Source organism: Bosea sp. NBC_00550, from assembly GCF_026020075.1.
Classification (GTDB): Bacteria; Pseudomonadota; Alphaproteobacteria; order Rhizobiales; family Beijerinckiaceae; genus Allobosea.
In genome coordinates, this window is sequence record NZ_CP102772.1 from 2608899 (window position 1) to 2623416 (window position 14518).

Genomic DNA, 14518 nt, shown 5'->3' on the forward strand with positions numbered 1-14518 from the left:
GGCGGCCGCTGCGCGCGCCGGCGTCCCGCCCAAACAAAATCTGACTTGAGACCAAGAACAACGGTCTTTGATCGCAACGACCATTCGCTTCGATATGCCTCGAGCAGCGAACTCTCCTGGCTCCGGCCTTCGCGCGACAGTTCTTAAACGTAAAGGATGCGGTCCCGACATGACCCAAACCCAGGGCAAACGCGATAACACCGCGCTATCGATCGCGGTCGATCCTGCCGCGGTCGAGCAGCCCGCAGGCCTGACGAAGGCGGCCGTCGCTTTCGGGAGCGACGTCATGGCGGAGGCGATCCGCTCGCTCGACATCCCGTATATCGCCATCAATCCGGGCGCGAGCTTTCGCGGACTGCATGACAGTCTGGTCAACCATCTCGGGAATACCAAGCCGCAGCTGCTGCTCTGCCTCCACGAGGAGCATGCCGTGGCGATTGCCCATGGCTATGCCAAGGTGACTGGCAAGGCGATGGCGGCGGCGGCGCATTCGAATGTCGGCCTGTTCCACGCGACCATGGCGGTATTCAACGCCTGGTGCGACAGGATGCCTGTCATTCTCTTCGGTGCCACCGGGCCCGTTGACGCCTCCCATCGCCGACCATGGATCGAGTGGATCCACACGGCGCGCGATCAGGGCGCTATCGTCAGGCAATACACAAAGTGGGACGACCAGCCTGCCTCCGCCGCCTCTGCGCGCGAATCCATCCTTCGCGCCGCGTGGATCGCAGAGACCGCGCCCAAGGGGCCGGTCTATGTGAATCTCGACGCCGGATTGCAGGAAGAGGTCTTGTCGGCACCGCTGCCGCCGCTGAGTGCGTCGCGCTATCGTCCGCCGGTGACGGTGAGCGCCTCGCAAGCGCAGATCGACGAGATCGTTACGCGTCTGGCCCGCGCCAAGCGCATCGTCATGCTGGCGGGGCGGGTTTCTCGCGATCTCGGCGCCTGGCGGCAGCGGATCGATCTGGCCGAGCGCCTCGGCGCGCTTGTCCTCACCGATCTGAAGATCGGCGCGGCCTTCCCGACCGACCACCCGCTCCATGCCGGCGCCCCCGGCATCTACGCAGTGCCCGAGGCCCGCAGGGTTTTGAGCGAGGCCGACGTCGTGATCAGTCTCGATTGGGTCGATCTTGCCGGGACGCTTTCGGCGGCCTTCCCGGACCAGGCGCCCACACCCACGATCATCCAGATCTCGCAGGATCACGTTCTTCACAACGGCTGGAGCATGGATCATCAAGCCTTGCCGCCGATCGACCTGATGCTGGCCTGCGACCCCGACGAGGCTGTCGCCCGGCTACTCGAGCGCCTGCCGGCGGCATCGGCCCCTTCAGTCCCGCATGCGGGCAAGTCCAAGGCGGTCGAGTTGCCTGTCTTGACCGGCGGCCCGGTCACGATGGCCCATCTCGCTTCCGGCCTGGAATCGGCGGTGGAAGGGCGCGACGTGTCTTTCGTCCACCTGCCCCTGGGTTGGGACGGGGCCTTCTGGCCCTTCCGCCACCCGCTCGACTTCCTCGGCTCCGACGGCGGCGGCGGCATCGGCGGCGGTCCGGGCATTTCCGTGGGCGCGGCATTGGCACTGCGCGACAGCGGCCGCCTGCCGATCTGCATCGGCGGTGACGGCGATTTCCTGATGGGTGCGACGGCCGTCTGGACCGCGGTGCACTACCGCATTCCGCTGCTGATCATCGTTGCCAATAACCAGTCCTTTTTCAACGACGAGGTCCATCAGGAGCGCGTCGCCCGGATGCGCGGACGGCCGGTCGAGAACAAATGGATCGGTCAGCGCATTTCCGATCCGGAGGTCGACATCGCTGGGGTCGCGACGGCGCAAGGTGCTCTCGGCATTGGGCCGATCAAGGACAATGCGGAACTCGAAGCAGTCTTTCGCCGCGCCATCGTGCATGTCGATCAGGGCGGGGTAGCCGTCGTCGATGTTCGCACCGAGCCCGGTTACACGCCGGCAATGGTCGCCTCGCTCACTCGCGCCACCGGACCCGAGAAGTCATGACCCAGCTTCGCCTCTCCCTCGCGATCGGCGACTATGACCGCAACCGCCCCTTGATCGACGGCGCCGTTAAGATCGACGGAGTCGACCCCGTTGTCATGACGCTTTCGCCAGAGGAAATGTTCTTCCGGGCGATGCGCCACGAAGCGTTCGACATCTGCGAATTGTCGTTGAGCAGTTTCGTGCTTCGCACATCGCGCGGCGACTGCCCCTATGTGGGTGTCCCCGCCTTCGTCTCGCGTGCGTTCCGCCACACCTCGATCATCGTCCGCCGGGATGCCGGAATCAAACGGCCGCAGGATCTTGTCGGCAAGCGCGTCGGCCTGCCCGAATGGCAGCTCTCCGCCAATGTCTGGACCCGTGCATTGCTTGAGGAATACGGCGTCAAACTGTCGGACATTCGCTGGGTACGCGGCGGGCTGGAAGAGCCAGGCCGTTTGGAAAAGGTCAAGATCGCGCTGCCGCCCGGTGTCACGGTGGCGGATATCGGGCCGACCCAGACATTGAGGGACATGCTCGCATCGGGCGAGATCGACGCCTTCATGGGACCGCGAGCGCCGACGAGCTTCACGCCCGACAATCCCGACCTTTGCTGGCTGTTCGAGGACCCCACCGCGGAGGCCATGGCCTATTATGGGCGCACGAAGATCTTTCCAATCATGCATCTGATCGGCGTTCGCCGAGAGATCGCCGAACAGCACCCATGGCTGCCCATGGCCGTCTTGAAGGCGTTCGAACAGTCGAAGCAGCAGGCGCTCGATCATCTCGCCGATACCTCCGCCACCAAGGTGACACTGCCCTTCATTGAGGAGCAGATCAGGCGCGCCAAGAGCTTCATGGGCCAGGATTTCTGGAGCTATGGCCTGCCGGCTAACCGGCACGTGCTGGAGGCCTTCGTGGGCTATCACCACGCTCAGGGAATCTCGAGCAGGCTTGTCGATGTGGACGAACTCTTTCATCCCGGCACGACCGAAGCCTACAAGATTTAAAGCAACAGAGGCCAGCGCGTCAGAGCGGTGGCTTCACTTGCTCGCACCCGGCTCGACGGGATGCGAGCTTTCGAGGCCGGCGAGCTTCTTTCCCAGCGGACCCAGGTCGAGAGCGAAGCGAGTCGTGATCCTGCGTATGAAATCGAGGATGTCACGCTCGGCGCGAAAGGGCGAACGCCGGCTGGAACGCACCAGATAGAGCGTACGGATGATGAGTGGATCCCGGATCCGCCGGGCGGAAAGTTCGCCCCTGCGAATCTCGTCCGCGGCGCTGCCGAACGGCATGATCCCGACGGCCTTTCCACTTGCGATCAAGCTCTTCATCATGCCGATGGAGGACGCCTCAAACGCAATCTTCAGCGGAAGGGCGTGCTTCTCCGCCGCCGCCGCCACCATACGCCGCGCCGGATCACGTTCGCCGGCCAGAACCAGCGGATGAGACAGCGCCTCGGCGAATCCAATGCTGTCCTGCGCGAAATCCGTCGGTCCGGCAGCGTTGACGAACAGCATCTCCTCCTCGATCAACGGAATGCGGATGAACCCGGGGCGCTCTGCCACCTCATAGGCCAGGGCCATGTCGATCTCGTCGCGCTCCAGCGCCTCGACCAGCACATAGCTCATCTCCTCGGTGATGCTGAGATGCACGTTGGGCAGATCTAATTGTGCTTCGACCAGAATCTCGGCGCCAACCAGATTGGTGATGCCAGGTGTCAGGCCCAGCAGCACGCTCTCGTTAATCGAACCGGCGAACCGCTTGATCTCCTGTTTCGCATCCTCGACGGCGCGCAGGATCTCGCAGGCCCGATCATACAGCACCTTGCCGGCCGCGGTGGCTGAGACACCGCGCGAGTGCCGCATGAGCAAGGGCACGCCGAGTTCATCCTCAAGCTGGCGGATTTGTAGGCCGAGCGCCGGCTGAGCCACGTTAAGCTGCTCGGCAGCGCGCGTGATGTTGGCGACCTCGATCGTCTTGGCGAGATATCGCAATTGGCGAAGATTGATGGCGTCCACCCCTGGTTTTGTAGTCTTCTGCCGTCGATCATACCGCCGCCAGCGGCTGCGAACAGTCTCCTTTTGCGCAAGGCGGAATCGTCACGCGTACATTGCGATATGATTGAAACGTCGCGCCTCGCGATAGACGATCTCGCGGTCGACCCCGCCGCGGATGCGTTCCATCATTCGGTTTTCCTCGCTCAGGGTCTGGCCGGCGTCGGCAAGCACGCGCCGCGCCAGATGTCGGGGAATGACGATGACGCCGTCACCATCACCATGAACGATATCGCCCGGCGCGATCGTCACCCATTCCGTCGTCTGGCCAGGCAACCTGACGGGCACCATAAGCGCGTGATACGCCCAGCGTCCCTTGGTGTTGGGCAGAGTGCGCCCGGCCGCGTGGACGGTCAGACCGGTCATGGCGTCGAGATCGCGCACGAGACCGTCTGTCACGACAGCCCTGCAGCCATGCTCGGCCCAGCTTGCCGTCGTATTGCCGCCTGTCGCAGCCCCAACGCGGTGCCGGTCGGTCGCCAGCACGGCGACGCAGCCCGCAAACATCGCCCGGTCGGCCTCGAAGACGATGGCCGCGGAGCGTCCGGCATCCGGCGGCGCGGCACTGCTGCCCGACAGACAGACCGCAGGGCCGGCAAATGTATCCCCACGCAGCCGGAGCAGCTCGTACGACAGAACCTGATCGCGCAGGCCGCCCGCCTCGAGCACGTCGGACAGGACGGCGCTGGGAATCAACGCCAACGCGCGGCACAGCTCCTCGATCGCTCCGGCCTCGATCATGTCCTCGCCCTCCCCGTTCGATCGATCAGCTTCGGCCCGCTCGGGCGGCCGCCACAAAAGCGAGCGTGGTGCGCCCGGCAAGCGCAAGGCGCTCGCGCGCCGGCAATCGACCATGATCGCGGTGGGGCGCCTCGATGCTGAGGGGCATGTCGACCGGCAGAACCGCCAGGAGCGCGGCCAAGGGCAGCTCGCCCTCACCAGGAAACAAGCGGCCTTCGCGACTCTCAGGCGTCAACCCGTCAGGGCCCGGATGCGCTGCCGGCGCATCACAGAGATGGACATACCCGATCTGGGCGAGATCGAGCGCCGCGACCTGGGCGACGGTGCCGCCGGACCGGGCGAGGTGAAGCGTGTCGATGAGCAGCTTCAGATTGGGATGCGCCGCTCGCGCCAGCACGCGCAGCGCGTCTTCGAGCGAGCGCATCGGCCGGGAGGGCATGAACTCGATCACCACTCCGATGTCGAAGCGCTGCGCATGCTCCGCGAGCTCGGCATAGCGCGCCGCCAGCCGCGACTCGTCGGGATCGATTCCCCCTGACACCACGAAACGCGCGCCGAGCGCGGACGCAGCCTCGAGCGCGGGCAGCAAGTCGCCAGGATTGGTATCGACATCGATGCCGAAGGATTCGGCCTCGAAAATCCGGATGCCTGCATCGTCAGCCATTCGACGCAGCAGAGCGATCCGCGCCGCGTCTCCAACGACCGGATACCGCCCCGGCGCATGCTTCGGTGGCATGATGCGCAGACCGACGCCGGTGAATCCCGCCGCGGCCGCACCCATGATGAAATCCTCCGGAGGGGCGTCGAGCGCGGTCAAATGCGAAACGGAGATCATGGGCGTTCCTCTTGAGGCCGGCTGTGATGTCTGACAGAGCCGGCCGCCCGCGCAAAATACGGTTTGGCTTCTCCTGTCAGATGGTTTCGTTGCGGCGGGGATCCTGCACATTCGTTCTGGCAGCGAGAACGAAGCGCTTCTGGAAGCGCAATGGCGAAGGGCCTAATCCTCGTTCGCCCGCCGAAATCGCTCGGCCGGCCCTTCATTGTCGTGTCTGGAGACGCTCCGCCATGTCGTTGTCCACCGTGCTCTGCCTCAACGGCCCCAATCTGAACATGCTCGGAGTGAGGGAGCCGGAGATCTATGGTCGCGCCACCCTCGCCGAGGTCGAAGCCGCCGTACGCGAAAAGGCCGACGCGCTCGAACTGGCCGTCGACTTTCGCCAGTCCAACTCCGAGACGCAGCTGATCGACTGGATCCAGCAGGCGGTCGGCAAGGTCGACGGAGTTATCATCAATCCGGCCGCATTCACGCACACCTCGATCGCCATCGCCGATGCCCTGCGCATTCTGAGCTGCCCGATCATCGAGCTGCACTTCAACAATTCGTATCGCTATGCCGACCGAGCCTTCCGGCATCTCTCGCATGTCCGGCCCGTCGCGACCGGCGTCATCTTCGGGTTCGGCGCCAGCGGATATCTCGTCGCGATGGAAGCGATCAAGCTGTTGATCTCGCCGCACGCGCTTGCTCGCAAATAGCGCTCCGGTCATAGGCCGTTGAAACGAAATCGGCGCCCGCAAGGGCGCCGGTTTTTTGTCCATTCACGCGGGCATCAATCGCTGTCCTGCGCGTCCTTCTGCTGGCGGATGGCGGGTATCAGGACCGACAGCAGCATGACCACCGTCAGCAAGATCAACCCCAGCGTGATCGGGCGGTAGAGCAGCGAGACAAAACTGCCATCGGAGATCACCAGCGCACGGCGCAGGTTCTCCTCGGCCAAGGGGCCAAGAATGAAGCCCAGAAGCATCGGGACCGGCTGAAGACCGAAGGCCATCAGGAAGATCCCGAGGAATGCGAAGCCCGACATGACCACGAGGTCGGTCATGCTGTTTGAGAGCGACAAGGTCCCGATGCAGCAGAAGATCAGGATTGCCGGGAACAGGATCGCATAGGGGATCTTGAGGAGCCTGACCCAGAGCCCGATCATGGGGAGGTTGATGATGACGAGCATCGCATTGCCGATGAACATGCTCGCCACCAGCCCCCAGAACAGATCGGGCTTCTCCGTCAGGATCTGGGGGCCCGGCTGGACACCCTGGATCAGCATCGCGCCCAGCAGCAGGGCTATCGTCGGCGTCGAGGGAATGCCCAGCGTCAGCAAGGGGATGAACGAGGTCTGCGCTGCCGCATTGTTCGCGGCTTCGGGCGATGCCACGCCCTGGATCGCGCCCTTGCCGAAACGCTCTGGCGTCCGGCTGACCTTCTTTTCGAGGATATAGGCCGCGAAGGTGCTGAGCAGCACCCCTCCCCCGGGCAGCAGACCGAGCGTCGATCCGATGGCCGTGCCTCTGACAGCTGCCGGCGCAGCCTGCTTGAACTCGTCGCCGGTCAGCCAGAGTCGGTCGACGGTTTCGATCACGGCGATGTCCTCGCCGCGATGGTGCCGGCTGAGATTGGAGATGATCTCTCCGAGGCCAAACAACCCCATGCCGACCGCCACGAGGTTCAGCCCTTCCGAGAGCTCGGTCACGCCAAAGGTGAAACGGGAGGTTCCGGTCTCGATATCGCTGCCGACCAGCCCGAGCATCACGCCGACACAAGCCATCGCAAGCGCATTGAGCAGCGAGCCTTGGCTAAAGACGACGACGGAGATCAGACCGAGCAGCATCAGTGCGAAATATTCGGGCGCATTGAAGGACACCGCGACCTTCGCGAGTACAGGAGAGAACATGGTGATGACGAGCGTGCCGACGATGCCGGCAAACAGCGAAGCCAGCGCGGCGGTGGCAAGCGCTGCGCCGCCGCGCCCCTGCTTGGCCATCTCATAGCCGTCGAGGCAGGTGATGATGGAGGAGGATTCACCTGGAATGCGGCAGAGAATCGCCGTCGTTGAGCCACCGTACTGAGCGCCGTAATAAATGCCCGACAGCATGATCAGCGAGGTCAGCGGCGGGAAATAGACGGTGATCGAGAGCAGCATCGATATCGTCGCCAGCGGCCCGATGCCGGGGAGCACGCCGATCAGCGTCCCGAGCAGGCAGCCCAGGAAGCAGAAGAGCAGGTTCTGCCAGGTCAGCGCGAGCGAGAAACCAAAGATCAGGTTGTCGAACTGGAAATCCATGATGCGCTCTCAAGGCCAAAGCTTGATCGGAAGCTTCAGCAGGTAGACGAAGACCACGCAGCTGAAGAGCGAGAGAAGGATGGGGTTCAAGAGCGTGGACCAGCGCCAGGGCAGATTCTGCGCCAGGCGGGCGAACAGGGCGGTGGCGACGACGGCGATTGCCATGCCAATCGTCGGCACGAGCACACCGAAGACGATCGGGCTGAGCACGATCACGAAGGTCGCGCGCCAGCTCGGCCACTCAGACGGCTCGGCCTGGTTCAGCAGGCCGCGGATCAGGATCGCGATGCCGAGAACCAGCATGAGAAAGCTCAGGATGCGCGGCAGATAGCCGGGCCCCATGGCGCTGGCCTGGCCGTAACGCAGGCTCAGTCCGAAATAGAAGAATGCGAGCGCCATCGCGATGACGATGAGGCCGGCCGCGATGTCGCGGTTCTTGACGATCCTTTCCATGATCAATCCACACGGATGTTGGCCGAGGCTGCTGCCTCGCGGAAAATCTTCTCGTCACCCTGCAGGCGCGCCAGGAAGTCGGCTGGCTTGTCGCCGATCGGTCGCAGCCCTCCGGCAACCAGTTTCTCGGTAACGCCGGGATCGGCGACTGCTTTGGTGACCGCAGCATGAAGGGCCTGGAGAACCGTTGCAGGCGTGCCTTTAGGGGCGTGCAGTCCGAACCAGTTGGACACCTTGTCGACATCGGGAATGCCGAGCTCGACCGAAGTCGGAATATCGGGGAAGCCGGGCTCGCGCACCGTGCTGGCGACAAAAAGCGCCTTCAGATCACCCGTCTTAATGTGCGGCCCCGTGACCTGGATGGCGTTGATGCTCATCTGGATCTGGTTGGCGAGGAGATCCGTGACACGCTGTCCCGCGGACACATACTGAACCGCGACCAGCTTGATGCCAGTGCGCTGGGCGAAGACCTCCCCGGCGAGATGGATGGCGCTGCCGGAACCGCTCGCCCCGAATTTCAGCTTGCCCGGCTCGCTCTTCGCCAGCGCGACGAACTCCTTCACATTCTTCGCCGGGACCTGCGAGTTGACCGTGAAGGTGAACGACCCATCGGCGATCATGCTGATATGCTCGAGATCCTTGATCGGATCGGCAGGCATGGAGGCATGCGTCACCGCCGTCGCCAACACGGCCGAGCTCGACACGAGCAGCGTGTAGCCATCGGGCCGGGCCTTGGCGACGAGCCCAAGCGCGAGCTTGTTGGCTGCACCCGGGCGGTTGTCGACGACGACTGGCTGTCCGAGTTCCCGCTCCATGATCGGCGCGACCAGCCTGGCCACGAAATCGTTGAGGCCGGCGGCGGCCGTGCCGACCACCAGCCGGATCGGCTGGTTCGGATAATCCGCGGCTTGCACCGGCCCCGCGAGCAGCACGCTGCCGGCGAGTCCGGCGAGCACAAGACGGCGGGAAGGCTGTGCGATCGTCATTTGGGTGGTTCCTCCTGCTAGCCCGGGCTTGGCCCGTGTTTTCGTGGTTTGGTGTCGCGTGGGCTGTCAGCCCTCCAGCATCTCCGCGAGGGAAACGGCGCGGCCAAGCTTGGCCGATCGGGATACCGCCAACGTGGCCGCGAGCGTATGCGCGGCATCGTCGACGCCGACCAGCGGCGGCTCCTCCCGGCGCACGACGCGCGCGAAATGCGCCATCTGCTCGGTCATCGAATCTGCGGCGACGTAATAGAGACGCTGTCGCGAAAACGCCGCCTCGCGGCCGCCATTTGGGGCGTTCGACCAGCTCTCCAGCGTCGGCACCGCCAACGAGCCCGTTGAACCGCAGACGAGATAGGAATTCTCGGGCACATGCGCGAAGCGGGGGTCCTCCTGGGAGGTCATTTCCCAGCACCAAGGTGCCACCGTCGCATCTGACACGGTGATCGTGCCAAGTGCCCCGCCAACGAAGCGCAGGCAGATCGCGGCAGTGTCTTCCACGTCGTAACCGCGCGTGGCGTTTGACGTCATCGCCTGGACGCTTTCGATTTCGCCGCAGATCATCCGCAGGCAATCGAAATCGTGGATCGTGTTGATCAGGAGCACGCCGCCGCCCGCGCTCTGCATTTTCCAGCTTTCGCGGAAATACTCGTCGGGCTTGCGCCTCAGCCAGAGTCCCACTGTGGCCACGAGCTTGCCGATACCGCCCGCTGCGACATGGTTCGCCGCGGCCCTGAGGAGCGGGTTGTGGCGCCGGTGATGCCCGACGAGCACCGGCACCGCGCTTCCCGCAACGGCTGCGCTCAGTGTCCGGACCGCCACCATGGTGTCGCCGACCGGCTTCTCCACGAGAGCGGCGACGCCGCGCTCGATGCAGTCGACCGCGGCGGGGACGTGGTACGCATTGGGGGTGGCGATGACGGCGCAATCGGGTCTCAGCTCGTCCAGCATCCGACGGTGGTCCTCGAAGACGGCCAAACCCTTGCTTCGATGAACCTCCAGCGCGGCGGCAGTCGGATCGGCGACACCGACGACCTCGAACTCCGGATTGGCCATGGCCACGGCCAGATGATGACGGCCCATGATACCGGCACCGATCAAGGCGAGGCGGGAACGGCGTGGCATGGATCACAATCCTCGATCAGCGGAAAACTCTTCCAGCATGCCCGGTCCGATAGGGCTCAATGCAGGAGCAACTTGCCGGGAGCAATCCAGCAGGAGCAAACTGCCGCAGAGTGGATGCGCCATCTCCAGAGCGGCCCTCAACGGTGCCAACTTGTCCGATTATACAGGGCTGCACAAAAGCAAAGAGAGTTCGGCAGCGAGAGCACTTCGTTTGCACAGATCGGCGTCCCTACGCCCTGCGACGCACTTCGCGCATGCCATAGGCTTCCATCAGCCTACGGCCGGACTCGAAGGCCAAATCCGCTCGACTCGCTATGGGCAAGCCGGCATGCTCGGCCTTAGGCGCCTCGATCTCGAGCCAAGCATCGGGACCGGCGCATTCCAGCAGATCGAACAATGGCAGTTCGCCTTCACCCGGATAAAGTCGGTTTCGCACTTCCGCGGCAGCCAGATCGCGCGATGGCGCCACGAGGCTCGCATCGCAGATCTGCACGCCGTACACCGAACCCGACATCAGCTTTGCAAGATCGCTTGGTTCATGGCCGCAGCGGCACAAATGCAAGGCATCGATGATGTGGCCGATATTGCTGGCGCCGACATCGCGACGGAGGGCCTCAGCCGCGTCGAGGCTGCGCAGCGCGCTGGTTTTGAGGAATTCCAGCCCTAGCCGGAGCCCGTAGTCCTGGGCGAGCATGGCCAGTGCCGCGATCATGTCGAAGGCCCTCTCCTTGTCGTTGATGAAGCAGGTTATCAGAACGGTCTGCGCGCCGATTTCGCGGCACGCCTCGAAAACGGCGGTGTAGTCCGCAACAGCCCGCTCGGGCACGAGCCGGTAGGTGCAGATGGAGGTGATCGAAAGCCCGCCATCGGAGAGGATGCCACGAAGATTCCGGATGCGATCACGTCGGCCGACGAGGTCGGGACCGACGCCTTCCGGCGTGAAGCCGGTTATTCTCAATCCCACGGCGCCGAACCCCGCTCCGGCCGCGGCGAGTGCGAGCTCTGACGGCGTTGCATCGGCGATCGTGAGATGTGCGAGTGAGAGCGGTTTCACGGCAGGCCTCTAATCGTGAGGGAGGACAGAAGCGAGGTCAGGCGGGGCCGCTGCCGTGGCCGGCGCAGTGCCGAAAGTCGCCTCGTACCGCCGGCTGAACAGCGGCCAGGCTGCGGGATTGACCAATCGTGTTGGCTTGCGGCCGGCGAAAACATCGAGCCATTGACGCGCTGCGTATTCCGACATGCTGGCCAGCGATTCCGCGGTCATCCCGGCGATATGCGGATTGGCGATAACGTTGGCGAAGGCCATTAGCGGATGGTCCGGTGCAGGCGGTTCATGCAGAAAAACGTCTAATCCGGCCCCGGCCAGTTCACCTGTCCTCAACGCTGCGGCCAGCTCGTCCTCGCGGTGGATGCCCCCGCGCGCGGTATTGATGAAGAAGGCACTGCGCTTCATGAGTGCGAACTCGCGCTGGCCGATGCTGCCGAAAGTGTCGTCTGCCCGCGGGCAGTGCACCGAGACGAAATCAGCCTGGCTGAAGACATCGTCTCGGGATACCGGCCTTGCGCCACGTGCAACGATCTCTGAAGCCGCGAGCAGCGGATCGTGGGCGATAACATTCATGTCGAAGCCTGCACGGCAGATTTGCGCGGTGATTCGACCGATATTGCCAAGGCCAAGAATGCCTACGGTCTTGCCGTGGAGATTGTTGCCCGTGAAATGGAAGCGGTCCGTGTCCGGCGCGTCGCGCACGGCCTTGTCCGTCATCACGATGCGTTTCGACAGCGCCAGCATCAGGCCGACCGCATGCTCGGCAACGGCGCGGGCATTCGAGCCAGTCTGGTTGCAGACGATCACGCCGGCCTTCGTACAGGCGTCGACGTCGATGACATCGTAGCCCGCGCCCGTCGAGCTGATGACGAGCAGGTTCGGGCAGCGGCGAACCAGCTCGGCAGTGCCGAACCAGGGTTGCCTGAGTTCGACGCGTGCCGCGATCTGATAGCCGTGAGCGCAGGCCAGTGCCGCCCAGTTCTCATCCTCGCGCGTCGCGTAACTCAACCGACGCAGCGCAATCCCTGGCGCATCGCGCAGGATAGGCAAGGCTGCGCCATCGTCTGACCACTGTTCGAAATAGACGAGATTGGCAGGCTTGGAAGTCATGAGGGCCGTTTCCGGAGGCTGGGACAATCGGTGTCGACGATCGATTCCAATTGGTCCTTGGCGGGCGATTTTCCCCATAGTGAGAGGGGTTGGTCCTGGCGCGAAATAGTTTGTCGCTCTGCGAGCAAGACCGGGACGTTGCAGACGGCCAGTCCGGATGAATGAGGTTTGGAAGACAGATCGTCTTGATATTGGACGCTCCGGACTGCGCCGAGGGAAAACGGGCTGCCTTCCTCATCGGCGCGGCGCCCGCCTTGGCAACGGGCCGCAGCAGAGCGCAAAGCGAGATGCTCTATGTCTGTGGGTGACATCATCGAGGTCGACTATTGCGTCATCGGTGGCGGCTCCGCCGGTTGCGTCGTCGCGGCGCGGCTTAGCGAGGATGCGCGCAACTCAGTGCTCGTGCTGGAAGCAGGGCCGCGCGACTGGCATCCGTTCATCCACATCCCCGCGACCTGTCTGAAGCTACAGCAGGATGGTCGGTTCAACTGGCTCGACCAGACCGAGCCGCAGATGCACGCCGACGGACGCTCCTTAAAGATCTCCCAGGGCCGCGTGCTCGGCGGCAGTGGGTCGATCAACGGCATGTTGCATGTGCGTCTGCAGCGCGCCGACGCAGAGGGCTGGAACACCACCGGCTGGTCCTATGAGGAGCTGTTGCCTTTTCTGACAAAGGCCGAGGATTTCGAGGGGGAGAGCGCCGAGCCGCGTGGTCGCGGCGGGCCGCAGCCTGTGGCCGACTTCCGTGTCGTCCATCCGCTGACGCGATCCTTCGTCGAGGCGGCGCAGGCCCTGGGCATTCCGCACAATCCCGACATGAACGGCGGCGAACGCGAAGGCGCGGCGTTGTTCCAGCAGAACCGGCGTGGCCGGTTTCGCGCGCAACCCGCTCAGACCTATCTGCGTGAAGCGCGCGCGCGCCCCAATCTCTCCGTGCTGACAGGCGCGCGCGCAGCGCGCATCCTGTTCACCGGCAAGCGCGCTTCGGGCGTGGTTTTCCTGCGTGACGGGCGCGAGCGTCGCGTCAGCGTGCGCAGGGAAATCATCGTCAGCGCCGGATCCCTGCGCTCGCCACAGATCCTGCAATTGTCGGGCGTAGGCGATCCGGAGCATCTGCTGCAGGCCGGCATCGCACCCCTGCATGCCGCGACTGGAGTCGGGCGCAATCTGCGGGATCACTTCATGACGCGGGTCGGGCATCGCGTTCATGGCATCGGCACGATCAACGAGCGCACGCGTGGCCTGTCCATCGTCAAGGAGGCCCTGGCCTATGCAATGAAAGGCACCGGCATGCTGACGATGGGTGCAGGCGCCGCCGCTGTCTTCCTCCGAACCCGGCCTGACGCGCCGGCGCCCGACGCGCAGCTAAGCTTCGCACCGGGCAGCTTCGCCTCTGCGGGAGTCCTCGAGCGCGAGCCGGGCATGACGATCGGCGGCTGGCCTTCGCCGGCAGCGAGTCAGGGCACGGTGATGTTGCGCAGCCCAGACCCCCATGCCGCTCCGGCGATCGACCCGAACTATCTGTCTGCCGAGGGCGACCGCGCGGCTACCATCGCCTGTGTCCGCACCATCCGCTCCCTCTTCGCCCAGACACCGCTGTCGCGCTGGAGCAAAGGCGAGACCTTTCCCGGATCGGCGGTTTCCACGGACGACGAGATTCTGGCATTTGCGCGCGAGCGCGGCACATCTGGCCTGCATTTCACCGGGACCTGCCGCATGGGCGATGACGATATGTCCGTGGTCGATTCCCGGCTCCGTGTCCGCGGCGTGCGTGGCCTACGCGTGATCGATGCCTCCGTGATGCCGAACACGCCGATCGGCAATGCCCATTCCAGCGTCGTCATGGTCGCGGAAAAAGGCGCCGCGATGGTCCTGGAAGATGCGGCGACCCAATGACAAGG

Annotated in this window: 13 protein-coding genes; 4 read left to right on the top strand and 9 right to left on the bottom strand. The window is 64.3% G+C overall.

Features of this window, described 5'->3' with window-relative positions:
- The first annotated feature begins 169 nt into the window (after positions 1 to 169).
- Positions 170 to 2008: a thiamine pyrophosphate-binding protein gene (locus NWE53_RS12480; RefSeq protein ID WP_265054583.1), complete on the top strand. Its 1839-nt coding sequence runs from the start codon at positions 170 to 172 to the stop codon at positions 2006 to 2008.
- Positions 2005 to 2994 (top strand): ABC transporter substrate-binding protein, encoded by a 990-nt coding sequence (locus NWE53_RS12485; RefSeq protein ID WP_265054584.1) that lies wholly within the window; start codon positions 2005 to 2007, stop codon positions 2992 to 2994. The genes NWE53_RS12480 and NWE53_RS12485 overlap by 4 nt, the downstream gene beginning before the upstream one ends.
- 33 nt (positions 2995 to 3027) lie before the next feature.
- Here the strand turns inward: NWE53_RS12485 and NWE53_RS12490 are convergent, their stop codons facing one another.
- The 3 genes from NWE53_RS12490 to NWE53_RS12500 all read right to left on the bottom strand — a co-directional run bounded on the left by NWE53_RS12490 (position 3028) and on the right by NWE53_RS12500 (position 5728).
- A complete protein-coding gene (locus NWE53_RS12490; RefSeq protein ID WP_265054585.1) occupies positions 3028 to 4005 on the bottom strand; it encodes a LysR family transcriptional regulator in 978 nt (325 codons plus the stop codon).
- 81 nt (positions 4006 to 4086) lie between these two features.
- A complete protein-coding gene (locus NWE53_RS12495; RefSeq protein WP_265054586.1) occupies positions 4087 to 4782 on the bottom strand; it encodes an RraA family protein in 696 nt (231 codons plus the stop codon).
- A 25-nt stretch (positions 4783 to 4807) separates the two neighbouring features.
- On the bottom strand, positions 4808 to 5728 hold the full coding sequence (locus NWE53_RS12500; protein ID WP_265054587.1) for a sugar phosphate isomerase/epimerase family protein: 921 nt from the start codon (positions 5726 to 5728) through the stop codon (positions 4808 to 4810).
- Between the two features lie 119 nt (positions 5729 to 5847).
- Here NWE53_RS12500 and aroQ point away from each other — a divergent pair, with 119 nt between their 5' ends.
- Complete coding sequence (gene aroQ / locus NWE53_RS12505; RefSeq protein ID WP_265054588.1) at positions 5848 to 6315, top strand: type II 3-dehydroquinate dehydratase; 468 nt, start codon at positions 5848 to 5850, stop codon at positions 6313 to 6315.
- Between the two features lie 74 nt (positions 6316 to 6389).
- Here aroQ and NWE53_RS12510 read toward each other — a convergent pair whose 3' ends face one another.
- From NWE53_RS12510 to NWE53_RS12535, 6 genes are all read right to left on the bottom strand, one after another.
- Positions 6390 to 7898, bottom strand: a complete 1509-nt coding sequence (locus NWE53_RS12510) for a tripartite tricarboxylate transporter permease (RefSeq protein WP_265054589.1) — start codon at positions 7896 to 7898, stop codon at positions 6390 to 6392.
- 9 nt (positions 7899 to 7907) lie between these two features.
- Positions 7908 to 8351: a tripartite tricarboxylate transporter TctB family protein gene (locus NWE53_RS12515; RefSeq protein ID WP_265054590.1), complete on the bottom strand. Its 444-nt coding sequence runs from the start codon at positions 8349 to 8351 to the stop codon at positions 7908 to 7910.
- Positions 8352 to 8353: 2 nt separating this feature from the next.
- Positions 8354 to 9337 carry a Bug family tripartite tricarboxylate transporter substrate binding protein gene (locus NWE53_RS12520; RefSeq protein ID WP_265054591.1) on the bottom strand — a complete coding sequence of 328 codons (984 nt, stop codon included), beginning with the start codon at positions 9335 to 9337 and terminating at the stop codon, positions 8354 to 8356.
- Positions 9338 to 9403: 66 nt separating this feature from the next.
- On the bottom strand, positions 9404 to 10459 hold the full coding sequence (locus NWE53_RS12525; RefSeq protein WP_265054592.1) for a Gfo/Idh/MocA family protein: 1056 nt from the start codon (positions 10457 to 10459) through the stop codon (positions 9404 to 9406).
- Positions 10460 to 10688: 229 nt separating this feature from the next.
- The gene (locus NWE53_RS12530) at positions 10689 to 11513 is read right to left on the bottom strand and encodes a sugar phosphate isomerase/epimerase family protein (protein WP_265054593.1); all 825 of its coding nucleotides are present in this window, start codon (positions 11511 to 11513) and stop codon (positions 10689 to 10691) included.
- 9 nt (positions 11514 to 11522) lie between these two features.
- Positions 11523 to 12617: a hydroxyacid dehydrogenase gene (locus tag NWE53_RS12535; RefSeq protein WP_265054594.1), complete on the bottom strand. Its 1095-nt coding sequence runs from the start codon at positions 12615 to 12617 to the stop codon at positions 11523 to 11525.
- Positions 12618 to 12911: 294 nt separating this feature from the next.
- Here NWE53_RS12535 and NWE53_RS12540 point away from each other — a divergent pair, with 294 nt between their 5' ends.
- Entirely contained in the window at positions 12912 to 14513 is a 1602-nt protein-coding gene (locus tag NWE53_RS12540; protein WP_265054595.1) for a GMC family oxidoreductase, read from the top strand.
- Positions 14514 to 14518: the final 5 nt, after the last annotated feature.